Source organism: Cytobacillus oceanisediminis, from assembly GCF_007830235.1.
GTDB lineage: Bacteria > Bacillota > Bacilli > Bacillales > Cytobacillaceae > Cytobacillus > Cytobacillus oceanisediminis.
This window is the reverse complement of sequence record NZ_VLKI01000021.1, coordinates 14,005-35,713: the sequence shown is the minus strand read 5'-3', so window position 1 is coordinate 35,713 and position 21,709 is coordinate 14,005. Positions and strand designations below refer to the sequence as shown.

20 protein-coding genes and 1 riboswitch are annotated in these 21,709 nt (G+C 40.9%); of the genes, 9 read left to right on the top strand and 11 right to left on the bottom strand.

Annotated features, from left to right (window positions below; genetic code table 11):
- Together IQ19_RS23055 and IQ19_RS23050 are read right to left on the bottom strand one after the other, a co-directional pair.
- Nucleotides 1-1,026 (bottom strand): AI-2E family transporter, encoded by a 1,026-nt coding sequence (locus tag IQ19_RS23055; protein ID WP_144545484.1) that lies wholly within the window; start codon nt 1,024-1,026, stop codon nt 1-3.
- A 28-nt stretch (nt 1,027-1,054) separates the two neighbouring features.
- On the bottom strand, nt 1,055-1,390 hold the full coding sequence (locus tag IQ19_RS23050) for a hypothetical protein (protein ID WP_144545482.1): 336 nt from the start codon (nt 1,388-1,390) through the stop codon (nt 1,055-1,057).
- Nucleotides 1,391-1,510: 120 nt separating this feature from the next.
- On the opposite strand from IQ19_RS23050, the gene IQ19_RS23045 reads away from it, so the two are divergent.
- Together IQ19_RS23045 and IQ19_RS23040 are read left to right on the top strand one after the other, a co-directional pair.
- Entirely contained in the window at nt 1,511-2,356 is an 846-nt protein-coding gene (locus IQ19_RS23045; RefSeq protein WP_144545480.1) for an SDR family oxidoreductase, read from the top strand.
- Nucleotides 2,357-2,584: 228 nt separating this feature from the next.
- Entirely contained in the window at nt 2,585-3,727 is a 1,143-nt protein-coding gene (locus IQ19_RS23040; protein WP_144545478.1) for a metallophosphoesterase, read from the top strand.
- A 281-nt stretch (nt 3,728-4,008) separates the two neighbouring features.
- On the opposite strand, the gene IQ19_RS23035 is transcribed toward IQ19_RS23040, so the two are convergent.
- From IQ19_RS23035 to pxpB, 6 genes are all read right to left on the bottom strand, one after another.
- Nucleotides 4,009-5,331 (bottom strand): M14 family zinc carboxypeptidase, encoded by a 1,323-nt coding sequence (locus tag IQ19_RS23035; RefSeq protein WP_144545476.1) that lies wholly within the window; start codon nt 5,329-5,331, stop codon nt 4,009-4,011.
- A 532-nt stretch (nt 5,332-5,863) separates the two neighbouring features.
- Complete coding sequence (locus tag IQ19_RS23030) at nt 5,864-6,655, bottom strand: putative hydro-lyase (RefSeq protein ID WP_144545474.1); 792 nt, start codon at nt 6,653-6,655, stop codon at nt 5,864-5,866.
- A gap of 20 nt (nt 6,656-6,675) precedes the next feature.
- Nucleotides 6,676-7,866 (bottom strand): NRAMP family divalent metal transporter, encoded by a 1,191-nt coding sequence (locus IQ19_RS23025; protein WP_144545472.1) that lies wholly within the window; start codon nt 7,864-7,866, stop codon nt 6,676-6,678.
- Between the two features lie 246 nt (nt 7,867-8,112).
- A complete protein-coding gene (locus IQ19_RS23020) occupies nt 8,113-8,883 on the bottom strand; it encodes a LamB/YcsF family protein (RefSeq protein WP_144545470.1) in 771 nt (256 codons plus the stop codon).
- A gap of 12 nt (nt 8,884-8,895) precedes the next feature.
- The gene (locus IQ19_RS23015) at nt 8,896-9,897 is read right to left on the bottom strand and encodes a 5-oxoprolinase subunit C family protein (RefSeq protein WP_144545468.1); all 1,002 of its coding nucleotides are present in this window, start codon (nt 9,895-9,897) and stop codon (nt 8,896-8,898) included.
- Nucleotides 9,897-10,604, bottom strand: a complete 708-nt coding sequence (gene pxpB, locus IQ19_RS23010; RefSeq protein WP_144545466.1) for a 5-oxoprolinase subunit PxpB — start codon at nt 10,602-10,604, stop codon at nt 9,897-9,899. The genes IQ19_RS23015 and pxpB overlap by 1 nt, the downstream gene beginning before the upstream one ends.
- Nucleotides 10,605-11,052: 448 nt before the next feature.
- On the opposite strand from pxpB, the gene IQ19_RS23005 reads away from it, so the two are divergent.
- On the top strand, nt 11,053-11,775 hold the full coding sequence (locus IQ19_RS23005) for a CBS domain-containing protein (RefSeq protein WP_242021103.1): 723 nt from the start codon (nt 11,053-11,055) through the stop codon (nt 11,773-11,775).
- A gap of 70 nt (nt 11,776-11,845) precedes the next feature.
- Here the strand turns inward: IQ19_RS23005 and IQ19_RS29060 are convergent, their stop codons facing one another.
- Entirely contained in the window at nt 11,846-11,974 is a 129-nt protein-coding gene (locus IQ19_RS29060; RefSeq protein WP_277875358.1) for a hypothetical protein, read from the bottom strand.
- 153 nt (nt 11,975-12,127) lie between these two features.
- A riboswitch (PreQ1 riboswitch) is annotated at nt 12,128-12,170 on the top strand.
- 50 nt (nt 12,171-12,220) lie between these two features.
- Here IQ19_RS29060 and queC point away from each other — a divergent pair.
- The 4 genes from queC (at nt 12,221) to IQ19_RS22985 (ending at nt 15,103) form a co-directional block, all read left to right on the top strand.
- On the top strand, nt 12,221-12,880 hold the full coding sequence (gene queC / locus IQ19_RS23000) for a 7-cyano-7-deazaguanine synthase QueC (protein ID WP_144545464.1): 660 nt from the start codon (nt 12,221-12,223) through the stop codon (nt 12,878-12,880).
- A gap of 3 nt (nt 12,881-12,883) precedes the next feature.
- On the top strand, nt 12,884-13,360 hold the full coding sequence (queD, locus tag IQ19_RS22995) for a 6-carboxytetrahydropterin synthase QueD (protein WP_144545462.1): 477 nt from the start codon (nt 12,884-12,886) through the stop codon (nt 13,358-13,360).
- The gene (gene queE, locus IQ19_RS22990; protein WP_144545460.1) at nt 13,353-14,084 is read left to right on the top strand and encodes a 7-carboxy-7-deazaguanine synthase QueE; all 732 of its coding nucleotides are present in this window, start codon (nt 13,353-13,355) and stop codon (nt 14,082-14,084) included. Before queD ends, queE begins: the two co-directional genes overlap by 8 nt.
- A gap of 245 nt (nt 14,085-14,329) precedes the next feature.
- Entirely contained in the window at nt 14,330-15,103 is a 774-nt protein-coding gene (locus IQ19_RS22985) for a divergent polysaccharide deacetylase family protein (RefSeq protein WP_144545458.1), read from the top strand.
- A 233-nt stretch (nt 15,104-15,336) separates the two neighbouring features.
- Here IQ19_RS22985 and IQ19_RS22980 read toward each other — a convergent pair whose 3' ends face one another.
- Nucleotides 15,337-18,399: an efflux RND transporter permease subunit gene (locus tag IQ19_RS22980; protein ID WP_144545456.1), complete on the bottom strand. Its 3,063-nt coding sequence runs from the start codon at nt 18,397-18,399 to the stop codon at nt 15,337-15,339.
- A 128-nt stretch (nt 18,400-18,527) separates the two neighbouring features.
- Between IQ19_RS22980 and IQ19_RS22975 the strand changes: the two genes are divergently transcribed.
- Nucleotides 18,528-19,457 (top strand): TetR/AcrR family transcriptional regulator, encoded by a 930-nt coding sequence (locus IQ19_RS22975; RefSeq protein WP_242021102.1) that lies wholly within the window; start codon nt 18,528-18,530, stop codon nt 19,455-19,457.
- A gap of 157 nt (nt 19,458-19,614) precedes the next feature.
- Complete coding sequence (locus tag IQ19_RS22970) at nt 19,615-19,767, top strand: lmo0937 family membrane protein (protein WP_110062821.1); 153 nt, start codon at nt 19,615-19,617, stop codon at nt 19,765-19,767.
- Nucleotides 19,768-19,982: 215 nt separating this feature from the next.
- Here IQ19_RS22970 and IQ19_RS22965 read toward each other — a convergent pair whose 3' ends face one another.
- Nucleotides 19,983-21,296: an ATP-binding protein gene (locus IQ19_RS22965; protein WP_422386971.1), complete on the bottom strand. Its 1,314-nt coding sequence runs from the start codon at nt 21,294-21,296 to the stop codon at nt 19,983-19,985.
- Between the last annotated feature and the right edge of the window lie 413 nt (nt 21,297-21,709).

Here is a 21,709-nt window from a genome sequence, read left to right as displayed (position 1 = left end):
TCAGGCTGCTTTTACAGGTGTTTTCGGTGGGTTGTTTTTAACACCAAGCACATCAAGAAGAAAGACGAATACTGGAATGCCAACAATCAGTCCCCAAACGCCGAAGAAATGCTCCGAAAAAATCAGGACGATAAAAGTATAAAATACAGGCAAATCCGTTTTTGACGACATTAGCTTAGGATTTAGGATATACGCTTCAATCGCATGTATGACCATTATGACAATAAGTATATAAAATACTTGGATGAAACCACCAAGTGAATAGGCGATTGTACTAAGCGGAATAAGAGAAATGATCACACCGGCTACAGGAATAAGACCTAGCAGAAATATGAGAATCGATAGCCCCATAAGGTGAGGGAAACCCATAATCCATAGTGCAAGTGTCGTTAATGTGCAATTGACAAGCGCAATGACAAACTGCGCCTCTATAACCTTTCCAAACGTTTGCACGAATTTTTTGCCAAAGTATTCGATTTCATTATAAAAGTCTGAAATTTTGCTATACTTAAATTTTATTGTAAACTCAACGAGCTTTGGTTTTTCAAGCAGGAAAAACAAACTCAGGATCAAGGAGAGCATAACCTGGACAGCAATATGGCTAACATCTGAAAAGTATTGCAGCAAAAACGCAAACCCTTGCTCCAAATATTTCGAAATCTCATTTGTTTCGAGCATTTGAACCATATAAGTGATAACAATATTGTCATGCTTCTGCGTGTAAAAGCTTTCAACCTGCGTGAAAAGCTGTGATATTTCCGATACAATAAGGGGCAGGTATTTTGTAATCCCTATTGACAACATGCCAATAATCGCTAGGTATAGACTTACTACCGTCAGCTTCCTATTTAGTTTAAATCTTGATAAAACCAGCTTCACAAGCCTGTCCATCAGGAATGAAAAAATAAAGGTAATCAGGATCAAGTTGATCATGCTTCTTAGCAAATAAAGCACCAGAACAATAATCCCAAAGATGATAAAACGTTTTAAACCATTATGGTTAATAAATGATTTCAAGCTTTCCATTGTCAATCCTCCACACTTCTCTTCTTTTTCATATAGAAATCCCTCTGCCTATGTGGAGGTAGTTGCTCTGAAACTTATGGGGAGTCATGTAATTATGGCTTTTAGGAACAAGAACAAAACCAGCTAATTCAAGCTTGTTTCGTTTCATATCATTAAGAGTAAAAACTTTCGCGGCAAGTTTCATAAAAGCAGCCACGGAAGCATTTTTCGACGCAGCATTTTTTAGAACAGCTGCATCATTTACGATGGAATCTCCAATGATTTGTTCATCGGAATCAATCCATTTGCACAATTCCGACGTTTGCTGCAAAGATGAAGACAAACCAGATACTAGGAACAATATGCTAAATAATATGTGTGCCAACTTGTTCATCCTCTTAAAATTTCATTTTATTTATTATTTTATAATACTTTCTATTTTAATTATATAACTAATTGCAGCATTAAAATAAAAACTTCAGCACATGGACAAAGGATGATGGGTTTGAATAAGAAATATGCAGTTATAACCGGCTGTTCCAGTGGTTTTGGAATCTTAATGGCCATTGAATTAGCTAAAAATAACTTTCATGTCATTGCGACAATGAGGAACATGGAAAAAAGAAATTTATTAATGGAAAAAGCAAATATGGAAAGAGTACAGGGGCAAATCTCCATCCACAAATTGGATGTTACCTCAGCAGAGTCGATAGAGGATCTAAAAGCTTTACTAAACAATCTCCCATCAGTGGATGTCCTTATTAATAACGCAGGCTATGCCGGTGCAGGCTTTGTAGAGGAGATTCCGCTTGACGAATATAGAAGCCAATTTGAAACAAATGTTTTTGGAACAATAGCTGTTACACAAGCGGTTCTTCCGTTTATGCGTAAACAAAGAAAGGGGACGATCATCAATATAAGTTCCATTAGCGGAAGAGTAGGATTTCCCGGTTTATCTCCATATGCCGCCTCAAAGTATGCGATCGAAGGCTGGGGCGAATCTTTAAGGCTTGAAATGAAGCCTTTTGGCGTAAATATCGTTCTAATTGAACCAGGCTCTTTTAGAACAGGCATTTGGACAACAGGAAAAAAAGTAACGGAGCAATCAATGAAAAAAGACTCGCCATATTATGCTTATATGAGAAAAATTCAAGATTATCTTGATAAAAGCGAGCCTTTCTATGAAGATCCAATCATAGTAGCAAAAAAGGCGGCCAGTATTGTTTTGGAAGAAAATCCAGCTTTAAGATACCCAGTTGGAAAAGGTGTTCGAACAAGAATTAATTTAAAAAATATGCTCAGCTGGAAGAGTTGGGAAAAAGTAATGATGAAAACTTTATACAAAAATTAACTAATGAACAAATACTCCTTAATCAGCAAACCAATAACAAAAAAGGCAAACATGCCGGCAAGAAGAGTATGATATGAATAATGAAATTTAACCTTTTCGCTTGGCAATGAAAAAGCTTAAAAAATTTCCTTTTTTATTCTTTTTTCTGAAGTTCCCAATCCCTGATTAATTTTCTAATATCAAGAGAAAATAAAAAAACTAGTCCATTAATCATCTGGGGGGGATGGAATGAAAAAGGGAATGAAAAAAACTTTAATTATAGTACTGTCATTCATGACCCTGCTGATGGTCTGGAATCAAACACTAGCGCAAGTATCCGGGCCTCCAACCATTCAATTGCGCCTTATGGAAACGACTGATCTGCATGGGAACATGATAGGATATAATTACGAAAATAGAAAAAAGACGGTAGAGTTTGGGCTATCCAGAACGGCGAACTTGATCAAACAAGCCAGGAAGGAAGTGCCAAACTCCCTTCTTTTTGATAATGGAGACATATTGGAAGGCAACGCACTTGATGAATATGCCTATAGGAGCCATCCGTTGGACCTGGCAAATGTCCATCCGGTTTTTAAAGCCATGAACACATTGTTATACGATGCTGCTACAGTGGGGAACCATGAATTTAACTATGGAATTGATTTTATGGAAGAAAGTTTAAGGGGAGCAAATTTTCCTTATATAAATGCCAATATATATGTAGAAGACCGAAACCATTTTGAAAATGATGATCTTAATTATTTCAATCCCTATACCATTCTTGAAAAAGAGGTGACAGATACAGCAGGGGAGAAGCATAAGCTTAACATTGGCGTAATTGGCTTTATCACTCCAATTGTCGCTGAATGGAATAAAGAATATTTTCGAGGCAATCTGAAGGTGAAAAATATTAAGGAAACGGCCGAACATTTTATCCCGATCATGAAAAGCAAGGGGGCAGATATCATTGTGGCTCTTGCCCACACTGGACTGCAATCAGATAAAGGATTGGATGAGAAAAAAGGCAACTCTGTCTATGCTCTAAGCAAGGTAAAAGGCATTGATGCCATTCTATTTGGCCATAGCCATTCTGTCTTCCCTGTAAGGGATGAACTGCAAAAGCTGCCAGGGATTGATTTGAAATCGGGGACCATAAATGGGATTGCTGCCGTCCAGGCAGGGTATTGGGGCAACCACCTGGGACTCATTGATTTAAAAATTGTCCAACAGGAAGGCAGCTGGAAAGTTAAAAGCAGCTTATCCTCGATTAGGCCCGTTTATCGTACAATCAATAAGAAAAGCATGCCTGCTGTCCCGACAGATCCGCTAATTGAACAAATTATGAGAAAAGACCATAAAGAGACTTTGGATTTTTTGAAAGATAAAAAATAAGGCTCTGTTAAATTTGCCTGTTGATTTCAGCACGAGGCACTCAGCGAACAGCGGGCGGTCCGACGCTCTTCGTCGCTTTGCTCCTGCGGGGTCTCCCTTTGAACCGCACTCCCGCAGGACGTTGAATAAGCATCATCGAATAAACACCGCACGAAGAAAATGCGTATGCATTTTCGAGGAGTTCGCACCTTCCGCTCCAATCAACAGGGTGCTAAAAAACAACAAGCTTTAACAGAGTCAAAAATAAAACCCCACCCACTTGAAGGGAGGGGTTCTTAGATTTAAAAATCCTTCTCGGTATCTCTAGTAGATGGGTCTGTAATTCTGTTTGTTGATTCCGGTATAGCATCATAAACCGCTGGATCTACATCATTGATTGATTCATCTGCAAGTGCATTGAATAAATCGTATAGCGGTGCCTTAACAGTTTCTTTCAGCATGCCAGCTTGTTTCTGTCCTAAAGTCTGGCTTTGCCCTTTAATTTCCATCAGCATAATCGCTGCATCGTTCAAGGCAAAGGCACCAAGCGCAGTACCCGGAAGGTTTACATCAGGGTATTTCTGTATTGCACCAAAGTGGGAGAAGCCTCTCTGCAGTGTTTGAGCAGCAAGGGCATTCACCTGCTTGCCTAATTTAAGAACGTCTTCATCCACCTCGTATTGCTGTCCTGTAAATGGATCGGTATATGGGTCTGCCACAACAGCTGCAAGCTGAATCGGAACAGAGCGGTTATCTTCGTCAGAAACGGTATTGAAACCGCGGTGATGAACATCTACATAGACATCCGGCTGTAACTCCTGGAAAACACTTGTAACCGTTCTGGCTTCTGCTGTTACGTAGAATCCGCCGAAGTTACTGTTATTGGTAGCTCTGTCATTTAGGAAAGCTTCCACTACATCTTTATCCTGGTCTTCCACTCTGAAATCCAGGTTCGGGTTATAGTCACGATTCTGATCGTATCCAGGAATTCCATATACTACTCGTCCATTATTATTCTGAGCTCTTTCACTACCGTCACTGTTATAATACCATGGAGCTGTTGTACCTTCAGGAAGGTCAATGTTCTCAGGCAGCCACGTTTGGTGAGTATACCTTGTCGGATACCATTTACCTTCGTACTGGTTGTCTGCACCTTCAGGATTAATGCGCGGCATAATCCAGATAGAAACCTTGTCCAGCATTTCATTTACTTCTTTGGAATTTGAAGATAATTTTTGGATGATATCAACAGCCGCTTCTGTGCCGATTTGTTCATTTCCATGGATTTGTGTTGTGATCAGCACACTTTTTTTATTAGGATCTGCTTCCCCGAATTTTACAACGTAAAGAGGCTCGCCTTTATCTTCTTCAGTTTGGTATCCATCAGGAGACTGGTTTGAATAACCGGCAATTTCAAGCTTCATTTTTCCATTAGAAGAAGCTTCCAGCTTTTGAAGTGTCTGATATAGCTCTTCATTTGACATATAGCTGGATAAAGAAATATTCTGTTCATTCTCAATGTACGGCCCATTTGGTTTTGACTGTGGATCTGCAAGAGCTGTTGACGAAGCAATCATTGACAGTGCTAGAGCTGCAGGAACTACAGCTTTAGTGATTTTTTTCATTCTTTTATCCTCCTAAGTGAATAATTAGTATGTAGTGCGAAACTTTCGTGTTGCTTAATAAAGAGTTTAATAGATAAAAGAGTTAAAGTTAATTGAAAATACTGTATTTTATAAAAACGATTCAAAAGGCATAAGGGCAGATTGTTTATTTTAAGAAAATGGAACCAGGCGAAATAGGTGATTATTACCATTTTGTAAAAAACCTAGGCTCTTTTCTCATAGATCGTTGTTTTCGTTTATAGAATTCTGCCCGTTGATTTCCGCTACGGGCACTCAGCGAACCCGCGGGGAGGGCTGCGAGCCTCCTCGGCTTCGCCTGTGGGGTCTCGCACTTCCCTCTCTTCCCGCAGGACATTGTCTAAACATCCCTGAATTAACACCTCGTCGTAAGAAAATGCGGATGCATTTTCGAGGAGTCAAGTGCCCTCCGCTACAATCAACTCAGTTGGTTAAAATACGTTTGCCTTCAAGACAAACTATACGAAAACAGCCAAAACATAAAAAAGCGCCCAGTCATCTGGACGCCTTCTTCTTATAAAACAGCTAAATCTTCATTTTTCAAATCTGTGATAAACATATGGCCAGGTGCATGTGTAATCATGATTTCTGGCTTTACATGCATGGCAATTGCCTGAGGGGTGACACCGCAAGCCCAAAAGACCGGAACTTCACCATCTTTAATCGTGACAGAGTCTCCAAAATCTGGCTGATTGATAGTTTTTATGCCAATGGCTTCCGGATTCCCAATATGGACTGGAGCGCCATGGACAGAAGGGAAGCGGCTTGTTACTTGCACCGCTCTGATTGCATCTTTTTCCTTCATTGGCCGCATGCTGACAACCATTGGACCTTCAAACCGGCCTGCTTTTACACAGCCAATATTCGTTTTATACATCGGCACATTTCGGTTTTCCTGGATGTGCCTAACAGGGATATTGTTTTTAATCAGTGCCTCTTCAAACGTAAAGCTGCAGCCCAGCAAAAATCCTACCATATCTTCATTCCAATAAGAGCTTATATCTGTCAGTTCTTTAGCCAGCTCGCCGTTCCGGTAAATCCTGTATTTAGGAATATCTGTTCTAATGTCAGCATCAGGAGCAGAGAGCTGCGGAACAGGAGAACCAGGTTCGGTGACGTCAATGATTGGACAAGATTTCGGGTTTCTTTGGCAAAAGAGCAAAAACTCGAATGCCATTTCCTTTGGCAGGATGGCCAAATTCGCCTGAATATAGCCATTTGCCATTCCGGATGTGGGCTTGTCCCAGCCCTGGCTGCGGATCAATTTACGCGCTTCAGCAGGACTCCAAAGAGAAGGGTTAGTCATGAAAAATTCTCCTTTCAACCTTATTTAAATAACTGTGGAATGCCATTTATTAATGAATAAATACCCATGTAGGACATGGCCGCAACAATTATCACGCCAAAAATCGTCATCCAAAGCGGATGCTTATAGTCACCGACAATTTTGGTTTTATAGGCAGCAACCAGCATGACACCTAAAGCAATCGGCAAAATTAAACCATTTAATGAACCAACTAAAAGTAAAATCTTAACAGGTTTTCCGATAATGACAAAAACAAGTGTGGAAATGGCAATAAAACTTACAATCAGCCATTTATGATATTTTTCCAGGATCGGGCTGAAGGTACGGATAAAGGAAACAGACGTATAAGCTGCGCCGACTACAGACGTTACAGCGGCAGCCCACATAACAACCCCGAAAATTTTATAGCCGAAATTGCCTGCTGCCAATTGGAATACGGAAGCAGGAGGGTTGGATGGATCGAGCGCCAGTCCTTGGGACACAACCCCCAATGCAGCAAGGAACAGGAAAATACGCATGATAGAGGCAATACCAATCGCGCTGATGGAGCTTTTTGTAACTTCAGGAAGAGCTTCTTTTCCTTTAACACCCGCGTCAATTAAGCGATGCCCGCCAGCGAAGGTAATATATCCGCCAACTGTTCCCCCAACTAAAGTTATAATGGCAAGAATATCAATTTTATCCGGGGCGAATGTTTTAACAACAGCTTCACCAACTGGAGGCTGTGCAGTGAACATGACATAAACGGTGAGGCCAATCATCACAAAACCTAAAATCTGTGTAAAGCGGTCCATCAGCCTTCCAGCTTCTTTTACAATAAAGATCCCTATCGCCAGGATTCCGCTTAGCAAAGCACCCATTTCAGGGGAGATGCCAAAAATAACATTGGTACCCAAGCCGGCTCCGGCGATGTTCCCAATATTAAAAGCCAGGCCGCCCATGACAATAAGGGCAGCGAGAAAATAACCAAGACCGGGAAGGAGATCGTTAGCAATATCCTGGGCCCGTTTCTCGGAAACAGCAATAATTCGCCAAATATTCATTTGTGCACCAATATCAATAATAATTGATATTAAAATAACAAAGCCGAAGCTGGCTAAAAGTGTTTCAGTAAATACAGTTGTTTGTGTGAGGAACCCCGGTCCGATGGCCGATGTGGCCATTAGGAACGCGGCACCCAGCAATAAGCTCGCATTCGTTTGCTTTTTCATTCAGTTTCCCCCTGTTTTGTTTCATTTTAAAGTGTTTCGGATAAAAATTTAAGAAATATGGCCCCCTGTCCGCCTTTTGTTCGTGAAAAAGGCGATCCAAGGAAGTGAAATTTATGTTATCGTCAACTTTGCAAATAATATGATCAACTTTGCCAATATATCGTCAATTATTCGTTTTATCATCAGCTTTAGCCATATTTCATCAACTCAAGCCAAAATATTATCAGCTTCCCATAAAGGTCTCTTTCATTTCAAAAAATCACTAATTTTAGCTACCTTAATTCCTGCATCCTTCAGAGCAGTTGGAATATATTTGGCAAATTCAAGTGCGCTTTCACCATCGCCGTGAATGCATATCGTGTTGGCTTCTATAGAAACTTCCGTGCCTTGAATAGAAGTTACTTTACCTTCCTTTACCATCCGGATTACCTGATTAACTGCAGCTGTATGGTCTGTGATGAGGGCATTGCTTTCTCTTCTGGAAGTTAGCGAGCCATCTTCCTGGTAAGTACGGTCTGAGAACACTTCATGGGCAGAGTGCAGGCCGATTTTTTTCCCGGCTTTTACAAGCTCACTGCCAGCAAGACCAAATAGAATTAATTCAGGATCCACTTTATAAACCGCTTCGGCAATCGCCTCTGAAAGAGAAGCGCTTTTGGAAGCCATATTGAATAGGGCGCCATGAGGCTTTACATGCTGAAGCTTGCCGCCTTCGGATTTGACAAAACCATATAAAGCCCCGATTTGGTAGACTACCAGGTCATAGGCTTCCTGGGGTGTAATGCTGATGTCGCGCCGCCCGAATCCGGAAAGATCCTGCAAGCCAGGGTGTACGCCGATTCCGACGTTTTTATCCAATGCCATCTTTACCGTTTTGCGCATAGTGGCAGGGTCGCCTGCATGAAAGCCGCATGCAATATTGGCAGAAGTAATATAGTCCAGGATTTCCTCATCCCGTCCCATTTTATACGCTCCAAAACTTTCACCCATATCACAATTAATATCAACAATATGCATCTCATTTTCCTCCTATCTGGTTTTTAGATAAATTCCTTGTTTCAATTCTTTCAATTTCCATTCCCTCTCGAGATATAAGTGCTGAGCCTTCTCATGAGATATTTCCACAAATCTCAGCTTATCGCCGGGCTTGGCCTGTGCAAGCAGAGGGAGGTCGACAAAAGCCACTTGGCCGATTTTTGGATAGCCTCCGGTTGTTTGCCTGTCTGCAAGCAAAACGATCGGATTCCCATCAGGCGGAACTTGTATGGAACCAAAATTGACTGCCTCGGAAATCAATTCCGCTGGTTCAGATAATGAAAGGGCAGGGCCCTTTAGTCTGTAGCCCATTCGATCTGACTGTGCTGTTACATCAAAGGCAGCCCCGATCAGTTTTTGCTGGCTCTCCTTTGAAAAAAGCTCAAATTGCCGGCCCTTTGTGAAGCGGATGAACGGATTGGATTCAGTATTCGGAATGAGCTCGGGTGTGATGGACCAATCACTTTCTAAAAAGGATTGGTTTTGTAACTGTTGTATTAAATATTCCGTCATTCTATCTGATTGGTCTGATGGCGTCCCCAAAACAAGCTGGTCACCAGCTTTTAAAGCTCTTCCTTCATAACCGCCGATGCCAGCACGCAAATAAGTGGCTTTGCTTTTCATTACTTCGGATACAGAGAAGCCGCCGGCAACAGCCAAATAGGCCCGGCAGCCGCTCTGGGTATAGCCGAATTTAAGTTCGCTGCCTTTTTTCACAAAAATAGATCTCCAGGAGCGAACAGGCACGCTATTTATAGCTGGAGATAGATCCCCGCCGCAAATAGAGATAAGGGCATCTTCTTCAAAAATGATTGTGGGCCCCAGCATGGTTATCTCCAGAGTGGGTTCATTTTCAGCATTACCTGTCAGTAAATTAGCCATTCGGTGTGCAAATGGGTCCATCGCTCCGCTTGCAATCACGCCAAATTTTTGGAAACCGGTTCTACCCAAATCCTGTATGCTTGAAAGGAGACCCGGTTTTTTAATTTTAAGCATTACTCTGTCTCCTTCCAATTCTCGAATTCTTTCAGGCTAATCGGTTTAAATTTGATCTTATCCCCGGCTTTTAACAAGGTAGGGGAATCATCATGCGGGCGGAACAATTTCACGGGAGTTCGCCCAATCAGCTGCCAGCCCCCAGGTGTTTCGATCGGATAGATCCCAGTCTGCATGCCTGCGATGCCAACCGTTCTTTCTGGAATTTTTAAACGGGGAGATTCCCTTCGGGGAGCAGCGATTTTCTCGGACATGCCTCCAATAAAAGGGAAGCCTGGAGCAAACCCAATCATATAAACCAGATAGTCGCCCGAAGAATGAATGTTAATGACCTCCTCTGGTGTCATTCCATTATGCTTTGCAACATACTCCAGATCCGGACCAAATTCACCGCCATAGCAAACCGGTATTTCAACCACCCTTGCATCTGCAGCTTTGCTTGCTTCTAAACCCTCCATAAGCGGTTTAATTAGAGAACAAACGTAGTCGTATGAGAGCTTGTCACTTGAAAGCTGATAAATGAGCAGAGGATCATAAAAAATGCTAACAGTCGTATAAGCAGGGATGTACTCAGTCATCCAATCCGGCGGCTGAGTTTCAAGGACTGCTGTTAAGGCCTGAACCTTTTCGTGGGCCTCCTGGCTAATTTCGTTCCCCAGTTCAATTAGGACAGCATTATCTCCCAAAGGGTGTAAATTGTATTCCATCTTTTCACCTGCTTTCTTTTGAAACTATTATTCTGGTAAAAGTAATTTGGTTTTGCTGCTAAATATCAAATAGGAATCTTACTCTATTCACCAACATCTATGAAAGTTGTTTTCAATAGGTTTTCAAAAAGGTGTATGGTCCAGAGTTTTCCAGCTAAGCAGCAACTTAGTATAACCGAATATATTATACTATAATAGACTGAAAATTCTTTTTGTGCAAATGCTCATTTCAATATTTATTCATAAAAGAGTAAAAGAAAGTTTTGATATTTACTTAATAAACTTTTTTATTTATTGGATTCAAGCAATTTTAATAGTAAAGTTCTTAATTTTCCAAAACTCAATAGGATCATTTTAAGTGAATAAATATTCACCCATTTTCTTTATAGTTTACAAAACCTCCAGAAATGGGAATATAGTGAACACTATGAATTGGGGAGAGATACTTGTGGGTACAAACACAGAAATTAACCTATCAGAAAGATTTGAAGCTGCTTTTAACCGTATTCATAAAGCCTTAAAACAATCTGCCAAAAAGGCCAGGACAGATAAATTTTATAAATTGATTGAAATCCAAAAAAACCATTCACTCATCCGATTATACGAGGATGACTTATATCAGTTTGCCAAACTAAGAAATGCAATTGTGCATGAGAAAATCGAACTCGACTATTACATTGCCGAACCTCATTTGGAGACAGTTGAAAGAATCGAACGGATTGCTGAACATTTTGAAAAGCCGAAGTCGGCACTGTCGATTGCCGCGACTCCTGTTTTTTATTTTTATGAAGATGGAAAGCTGTCAGATGTATTGGCCATTATCAATAAGTTTTCACACTCCCAGTTTCCCATTTATAATAGGAAGGAAGAGTACTCGTGGCTGCTGACTTCAGCAGATATCGTGAAATGGATGGCCGAGCATTTTACAGAAGAAACAATCCAGCTAAAAAAAGTGCAAATAAAAGAGCTTTTTAATAAAAAATCGAAGCATCAAATAACGTTTGTCAGCAAAGATACGTCCATATTTGATTTAGAGGATTTATTTGAAGAGTACCGGTCCAAAAATGAAAAACTGGAAGGCATTATTGTTACTGAAAAGGGTAAGCCGAGTGAAAAGCCAAAAGGGATCATAACTGCCTGGGACCTTCTCGAAGCGGATGCCGAAAATTAATCATGCAAAAAGGTGCAAACCGATTGGTTCGCACCTTTTTGCAGTCCCCATAAGGACGTTTACAGGAATCCTATTGCATCAGGCCAAAGCGGATTAGTGTGGGCCTATCCTGCACTTGCATCCCCGCTGACCTCAGAGCAAAGATTCCTTTCTTTGCAACGCCAAACGAATACCGTGAAGTCGCTGTAAACCTGATCATGGCTTCAGTCCCTCCTTCTGGTTTTTGGCCTTGCATTATTACCTTTTCCACGATTTTGAAAAATAAAACATCTTCCTCAAAACAAAAAGTGCCTGTAAAAAAGCTGAAAATATGATAAGATAAAGTGATAGCTAAATAGAAATCCGTATGTTTACGGTAGAGGTTCTAGCTACCCTCTTTAAAAAACTAAGGAAAACAGGTCTGCTTTCTTAGTAGTCCTGTTTTTCTATTTAAAGGAGAATTTTTATGAAAAAGGATAAAGCGCTCGTTGTTTTCAGCGGCGGCCAGGATAGCACTACATGCTTATTTTGGGCAAAAGAACGATTTGGAGAAGTAGAGGCAGTAACTTTTAATTATAATCAGCGTCATAAGCTTGAAATTGAATGTGCACAAGAAATTGCAAAAGAATTGGGCGTCAAGCATCATATTCTTGATATGTCTTTATTAAATCAGCTCGCTCCAAACGCCCTTACTCGTGATGAGATCGAGGTGAAGGATGGGGAAGAAGGGGAACTGCCATCCACGTTTGTACCCGGGAGGAACCTGCTGTTCCTTTCTTTTGCTGGTGTGCTGGCCAGCCAGATCAGTGCGAAGCATATTATTACTGGTGTTTGCGAAACAGACTTCAGCGGATACCCGGATTGCAGGGATGTTTTTATAAAATCACTAAATGTTACACTTAATCTTTCAATGGACCAGCAGTTTGTCATTCACACGCCATTAATGTGGCTGAATAAGGCGGAAACATGGAAGCTGGCAGATGAACTGAATGCGCTTGACTATGTACGTGAAAAAACGCTCACTTGCTACAACGGAATTCCTTCTGATGGCTGCGGGGAGTGTCCGGCATGTCATTTAAGGCGAAAAGGTCTTGAGGAATACCTCCAAGAGAAAGGGGAGCTTTAAGCCATGTACGGATTCAGGATTGTTGATAAACTTCAGAAGATTGACAAGGATATTAAACGCGATCAGCTAAAATATCATCAAAAACGCGTTCTTGTCAGCAAGGAATTCACCTTTGATTCCGCCCATCATTTGCATTGCTACGAAGGCAAATGCAAAAATTTGCATGGCCACACATATAAAGTTATTTTCGGAATAAGCGGGTTTGTTGATGACAGAGGCCTCATGATAGACTTCGGAGATATTAAGGAAATCTGGAAAAATGAAATTGAGATTTTCCTTGATCATAAATATTTGAATGAAACCCTGCCTCCGATGAATACGACTGCAGAGAACATGGTTGTCTGGATTTATGAAAAAATGGCTGAATCCCTTCAACGCCGGTCTGACGAATATTTCGGTGCTAGGGTAGAATTTGTACGTCTTTACGAAACTCCTACCAGCTATGCAGAAACGAGAAGGGAGTGGATGGAGGTTGAGTAAAATCCCTGTTCTTGAAATTTTCGGGCCGACCATCCAGGGTGAAGGAATGGTTATCGGCCAGAAAACGATGTTTGTCCGCACAGCAGGCTGTGATTATTCCTGCAGCTGGTGCGATTCTGCATTCACCTGGGATGGAAGCTCCAAAGACAGCATCCGTCAAATGGAACCCGATGAGATTTGGAAGGAGTTAAAAGAACTCGGGGGCGAAGGTTTTTCCTTTGTTACCATCTCCGGTGGTAATCCGGCTCTTTTGAAAAACCTCGATGGCTTCATTTCTTTACTGAAAGCAGAAAGGATCAAAATCTGCCTTGAAACTCAGGGCAGCCGCTGGCAGGACTGGTTTTATGAAATTGATGAACTGACCATTTCACCGAAGCCGCCAAGCTCAGGAATGAAAACGGATTTTGAAATGCTTGATTTGATCCTCGAAAAACTGCAAAAAAGAGGCGATAGAGATAAACAGGTCTCCTTAAAGATTGTTATCTTTAATGATGATGACTATGAGTATGCAAAAATGGTCTATCAGCGCTACCCGGGTATTCCATTTTATCTGCAGGTGGGGAATGATGATACGGCTACTGCAGATGATCAGGATCTGATGCAAAGACTGCTTGGGAAATATAATTGGCTCATCGAGAAAACGATGGTTGACCATGATTTGAAAGATGTAAAAGTCCTGCCGCAGCTCCACACATATATTTGGGGCAATAAGCGGGGAGTATAGCTTCATTCACAAACCCGTTACATACATTATGAACGGGTTTCTTCTATTTGAAAGCTCTTATAACTACAAGGAAATAAATGTCAGCCTAAAAAATTCAGGTTAAACTATTTAAATCATGTGCTTTTTCTTGAATTTACAATGCATGAAAATAATTATTTAGCCTGCCAGGCCTTGTGTCCGGCTGTTTACTTAGTTAGAAAGATTTTTTTAAACCCAGGGAATGCTATCAAAAAGGAGTGTGGAAAATGAAAATATTCATAAGCTTTCTGTTACTGATTTTTTCATTAAGCAGTACGGCAGGTGACACCGCTGCAGCTTCGCCAAAACCCGAACTGGCCATTGTCATTGATGACCTGGGGAACAATATGAAGGGTACAGCTGAAATGATGGAACTTCCGGTTACATTGACGGTAGCCATCATGCCTTTCATGCCAACGACAAAGGAAGATGCCGAAATGGCTAATAAGAACGGCCATGAAGTCATAGTTCATCTCCCAATGGAACCAAAAAGAGGCAAGAGAAGCTGGCTCGGTCCAGGAGCAATCACGACTGATTTAAGCAATGAAGAAATCCGCAAAAGGGTAGAAGATGCGATAAAGGAGGTCCCACACGCTGTCGGCATGAACCATCATATGGGATCACGAGCGACTGAAAATGAGCGTGTCATGAGAATTGTTATGGAAGTTTGTAAGAAACATGGTCTTTTTTACTTGGACAGCAAAACAACCGGCAAAAGCGCGGTAGGCAAGCTAGCAAATGAAATTGGCGTTCCTTATGTAGAGAACAATATTTTTTTCGACGATATTTACACCACTGCACACATTACCAAACAAGCTGATAGGCTGGCAGAAAAACTCGTAAAAAGCGAACGAATTATCGCAATAGGGCATGTTGGCATCACAGGCCCCAAAATGGTATCTGTTTTAAAGGAATATATCCCTGTCTATCTACAAAAAGCCAATATAGTCCCGCTATCAGAACTAATCCCCGGCTACGAACTAATTGACGAAGGACCTTAAAAAATAAAGCTGCAAACCCGAAGAGGTTTGCAGCCTTTATGGTGTGTAATGAAACTGATCTAGTGGTGGTATAGGTACCTGGTACTGAAAGGGGGGCCGCCCACATTCCGGTCTGGTTAGTCCCGCAACGAAGCGAAGTTAGAAGAGGTGGGCGGCCGTGAATATAGTATATGCAATCAACGGAAAAGGATGCAAAAAACCTTCCACCATATTGGCAGGAAGGTTTTTGCAGCTTACTGGTCTAGTGTGGTATAGGTACCTGGTACCTTTTTGAATGCCAGATACATCATCGGCACGATGATCAGGGTTAGGATAACCGAGAACAGGATGCCTGAGATGATCGTGATGGCGAGAGGCGTAAATAAGGCATCGCCGCTTACTGCTACAGGGATTAATGCTACAATGGAAGTGAGTGCTGTTAGCAGGATGGGGCGGATTCTAGTACGGCCTGCTTCTACCACTGCTTCTTTTAAAGGCATTCCATTTCTTAGTCCTTGTTCCATAAATTCAATCAGCACGACAGAGTTTCTAACTACAATTCCGGTCAATGATACCATACCCATAACGGCAAGGAAGCTGATTGGCGTTTGTGTGACAAATAGTCCAAGGATTGCACCTGCAATCGCCAAATAAACAGCAACCAGGACCAGGAATGGAAGTCCCAATGAGTTAAACTGGAAGGCAATCAGCAAGTATACCAAAAAGATGACAATGATAAATAAAACGGTAATCTCAGCAAAGAAATCATTTTGCGCCTGATTTTCTCCGCCTATTGAAATGCTATAATCATTATCATTCAGCTTTTCTCGTTCATCTTCAACGACATTCTGGACATTTTCCTTGAAATTCTCCTCATCCTTTGGGAAAGCTCTGATCGTAATAGCACGATCCCCATTAAGGTGAGGGATCCGCTGAATTTCTTCAGTTCTTTCTTCATCTACAAGAGTGTCGATGGACACAAGGGTTGGAGGACCTCCCTGGGCACTGCCAACCGCAATTTCAAGGTCGGAAAGATCAAGAGCTTCATCTTTTTCGCCTAGAAGGATACTCATATCCATTTTGGTAACTCCATTGTCAAAAGGTTTAAGAGGAATCCCTTCAGTTGCAAGACGAATTTGCTCACTAATCTGGTTAACAGTGATTCCATAATTCTCTATAAGCTCCCGGTTCGGTACATACTTTAAGGTAGGCTCAGGGTTACCGATATTATCGACAACAAAATCTGCTCCTGCTTTTTTCATATCTTCTGTCAGGCTATCCCGCAGCTCCAAAAGCTTCCCGATTTCCGGTCCTTTAATCGTTACCGTTACAGGTGCGCCCGCAGGAGGCCCCTGCTGGATGGTTTCCATAAAAATTTCAGCATCAGGATATTTATCCCGAAGCACGGAAGACCAGTCATCAATCAACCCCTGTGCTGTCTGGCTTTCCCGATCTACCCGAGCCACGATTTGTCCTGTATGAGGACCAGTTACCTTGAGTGAACTATTAAACAGATTAGGCAGCCCGGTTCCGGCAAATATGCTCGTTTCCGTTACACCCTCATCACTTAATATCATTTCTTCAATATTTTCTAGCTCATTTGATGTTTCCTCAAGAGTCGTTCCGATCGGCAGGGAAACATCAATCGTTACTTCTTCGCGGTCAGCAGCCGGGAAAAATTCAAACGGTGTTAATACAACCAATCCCAAAATTGCTGATGTAAAAATCAATCCAAGAATAGAAACAAGTTTTGGTTTTTTTGAAAAAGGCTTTAAAATTTTATCAGCATAGAAATCAGCTGTTTTATTCAATGGTTTGCCCAATAAACCAGGTGCATCTGAAACCTTTTTGCTAGTTTTTCGATAAAGCATAAAACGCATCATCGGCACAAAAATCAGCGCAACGAGTGTTGATGCCAAAATAGTCGTAATCAGGACTGTCGGCAATGCACGGATAAATGCTCCATTACCCCCGGATAAAAAGACGAGCGGAAGAAATGTAAAAACGATCGCCAGTGAAGAGGTGACAATGGAGACCCATATTTCTTTTGTCCCGTATACAGCCCCGGCAAGGGCATTATCACCCAGCTTGTAGCGTCTTTGTATATTATCATTAACAACAATCGAGTCATCAACCAGAATGCCTAATGCGATGATTGCACCAATGACTGATATTTGATTTAAATCTACATCCGCAAACGGCAGGGGAATCAGCCCCATTAAGACAGAGATTGGAATGGCAAGCGCCACGACAAAAGCGCCAGATGCCGTTAAACCAAGCGCAGTTGTTAAAATAACCGCAATGACTGAAATGGCGAGAGAAAGGAATAATCCGTCAAAAATATCTGTCACCAAATTAGCCTGAGAGTAGTAATTCTCAAGTGTTACATTTTCAGGCAACCCTGTACTGAGCTCCTTCATTTTTTCACTTACTCTTACATCAACAGACGGGATATCCTGGCCTTCTTCCACAAATGCGGTAAACGAAATCGAGGGCTTTCCATCTAGTGTAACGATATCTTCTTTTTCCTGTTGAACCATTTCAGCCTTTCCCACATCTCCCAACAGGACTGATTCCCCTTGAGGAGACTTTCCTACAAATAAATCCTCAATTTGCTCTTCAGAAGTAAAATGATCAACAGTCAATTGCACAACTTCTTGATTTATTTCCTGCTTCCCAATGGGAGTTGGGTAATATTCCTCGTTAATTGCCTCGATCACATCAGGAAGGATAATGCCTTTTTCTTTTAATAGCTCAGGATCCAGCTGGATCGCTATTTCTTCTTCAGGGAGACCTTTAATTGTTACTCCCGATACACCTCTTAAGGATTCAACTTCCTCTTTCCAGCGAGTTAATTCTTTTTTTAATGGAAGAAGATTCTCCATATCATTACTTGTGAGATGATAAGAGACGATTGGCATTTTAATCGTTGACTCATTAATTTCAGGTTCAAATGCTTCTTCAGGAAATCCGGCAGCTGTATCCGATACTGCCTGGCGGACATTGCTGAATACTTCTTTTTTGTCTTCTCCATCTGTTACGGTTACGATTATAGCTGAGAAGCCAGCGGCTGAAGAAGAACTGATTTCTTCAATTCCATCAATAGACAGCAATTTTGATTCCAAGGGGTTTGTTATATTTCGTTCCACCCTATCAACAGTAGCACCGGGATAGACAGTATTTACTGTGCCGATATTGACAGTGGTTTCAGGAATTTCCCTTTGCGGAAGCTGCATGAACGTAAACACGCCAATAATAACAAATAATAAAAATAGGATAATAAAAATTTTGGATCGCTTCAGTATCCATCCAAGCATACATGTTCCTCCTCAGGGTATTGACTCACGGGTCAAATGATGAATAAAATAGTTTTAAACCTCTATATAACAAGGAAATATAATTGACTCAATAGTCATTTTGCATGTTTTTGCAGATGGAGTCAAGAATGAATGTGCTGGGTTTAGATATAAAACCAATTAATGTCCGAGGTGCTGATATGAATAAAAGAGAAGTCATTTTAGAAACGGCAGTTGAGCTTTTTGCCGAAAAAGGATACAGCCATACATCCATGCAGGAGATTGCCGAGGGAGTGGGAATATCCAAGGGGTCATTGTATTCTTTTTTTACATCAAAAGAAGATCTGATCATTTCGATCTATGAACATTATCAACAGCTTGTGTTCGAGCGTGTTTTCATCATTGGTCTTGACGGGGATCTGCCGCCGAGGGAAAAGCTTGAAAAACAATTTGAGGTACAGTTTGAGGGAATTCTCCATTATAAAGCTTATATGAAAATGCATTTGCGTGGCGAAACCGGGACGAATAACAAAAAAATATCTGCCATGGAACACAGGATGAGAGGCCGCTTATTTTCTTGGCTGCAGAATAGCTTGCTAGAACTTTACGGAGAAGAAATAACTGCCTATAAATGGGATCTGATGTTCATGACGCAATCCATCTATCGTACCTATATGATGCTCTTGGTGACAGGGCAGGCAGAAGCAAAACCTGCTGCTATTGGCAAACACATTGTAAGGCAGCTGGAGGTTATGGCAAATGATTTTCTAAATGGGAATAGCCAACCCATTCTTAATGATGAAATGATGCAGGACTTTATCGTCGATATGGATAGGGAGGGGGCATTCGTTTCTTTTGAAAAAAGGGAGCAGGCCTGGAAAACACTTTACAACAAACTAAACAAACTAGATCTTCCTCAATCATCCAGCTTAAAAGAAATTGCCAACCGCATTTCCGAAGAAACAAAAAAATCCCGTCCTGAGAAAGTGGTGCTAAAAGGGCTTTTCGCTTTGCTAAAAGAAAACGACGAAATTGCAAACGAATCAAAAGCCCTGGAAGACGAGATTCTCTCTGTATAAATAAGATCTTCACATATGAAAAATAACATTGTCATCAATTTTTTTCGAATTGGAGCAATGTTTTTTTTCCCTATTTTTAAAAAGTGAGGCGGAAGTTTGTCCGGCTTTTTTGCAGGGTATGTAAGCAATATAAACAAAAATGGAAGGAGAGGTTAGGATGCTTTGGACGATTGCAGGTATTTTGCTTGTATTATGGATTCTCGGATTAATATTTGAAGTAGCAGGTGGCATCATCCATCTACTGCTAGTGATTGCAGCCATCATTATTGTCGTAAACTTTATCAAAGGCCGTGCATCAGGCAGGGGATAGAAAAAGTTTAAACAAAAAAAGCCTTCACTGAAGGCTTTTTTCTATGCCCTTTTCCTTTTTATAGCGCCATCGGAGAACAACTGCGATGCCGGTACAATATATCTATTAGTTCCCTTCATATAAAAACAATTACTCAAATATTTCATTTCTTGGTAAAGCGCAATTTTTGACACCAGAGCAGAAATTTCAGTTGTTTTTTGCTCATAGAGTGATGCCTAAGTCGGTTGCTGTCGGCCGGCAGAGTTTGCTTTATCGAGTGAAGCCTTTACCTGTTCATCAGATAATTTAAACAATGGCAATTTGATTGTAAAGGTCGTCCCATTATTCTCTTCGCTATCAATATAATACTCGCCCTTCATGCGCTTAATAATATCAAAAGAGATCATCAGGCCGAGTCCGGTACCTTTTGTTTTCGTCGAATAGTATGGCTGGCCAAGCATTGATAATTGCTTTTCCGAAAGGCCAATTCCCTCATCTGTTATGTGAATATATGCAGTGCTTCCTTTTTTAAATGCGCATACCTCTAAAATTCCACCATCAGGCATCGCTTCAATACTATTTTTTATTAGATTAATAAGAAGCTGCTTGAGTTCATTCATATTGCCGTTTATAAAAATGCCATCAGAAATCTTTGTTCTAATTTCGACCTTAGCCATTAGAGCGTACGACCTCATAAAATCCGCCACTTCAAAGAGCGTAGCCGAAAGAAGGACCTTCCCGGAAACAGAGCTATCCGGACGAGCAAGTGAAAGGAAATCATTGATAATGTGGTTGGTCCGGTCAAGCTCTTCCAATGACACTGAAATGAAGGTACTCTGTTCTGAGGTGAGATTCTGGTCATTCTTTAGCATTTGCAGAAATCCTCTTACCGTGGTCATTGGATTTCTGATTTCGTGGGCAACAGATGCTGCCAGCTGGCTAATGGCATTTAATTTATCCGCACTCTTCAACTTTTCCATCATGGCTGTCCGTACTCGATCTATTTCAATTAAATAAATAATCATGGAAATGGTCACAATCGAAACGATCGAGAACAAGATAAGGAATATAGCTTCGCCGTAAAGCCCCTCCTGAATAAAAATTAGATAACGAGTAATGGTAATCGGTACATAAAATACCGCTGCAAGACTAAGCTTTTGCCTGAAAGAGCATTTCTGATAATATTTCGACGCAAAGTAAAAGAGAACAGCGATAACTGAATAATTTATGGTCATGATCAAGAGGGAGCCTGCTGAAAAAAGGGCTTTAAAACCGATTAATGCAATAATAGTAATAATCCCCGCAGCAGGATGGATATAGAAATAAGCCACAAATACGGGTATAAATTTCAAATCGAAAGACTGATCCCCAGCAATTGTAACAGGAAAAGCCATAGTTAAGAAAAGGGAGAAAATAAGCACAACCATAAGAAATGATGGTGACTTCATACCTGCTCTTTGATGAGAGAGGAGGTTATTTGTAAAAGGTATTATCATCATGATAAAAAAATGTAAAATCAAGTCAGCTGCAAAATCATTCAAAAGAACCATGCCTCCATACCTTTTTGTCTATAAATTAATTAAACAAATAGGGGAGAGACTCCTTTATAAATAGGCAATCTTTTGATTATTATTTACAATTTAACTACTTTAGTTTACATAATATATTTATAAAAAACTCACCTCGTAAAATTATTTTTTCATGTGCTTCGATCGAAAAAAATTACAACCCGGTTGAAAAAAAAAAAAAAAAAAAACAACTTCAATTCTGCTAAAATAGCAATCAAATAAATGAAAAAGCCCCAAACCACGGGTTTACCGGCCAATTGCAGGAAAGAAGCTGAGGACAAGGATACTGGTTCGAATAACTAATTGTTAAAAGATGATGATTAACTACCATCCTATAGGGGAAGATGAGGTCATCGTCGTTAAGTTACTGATTTAGTACAATATCACAAGAAAAG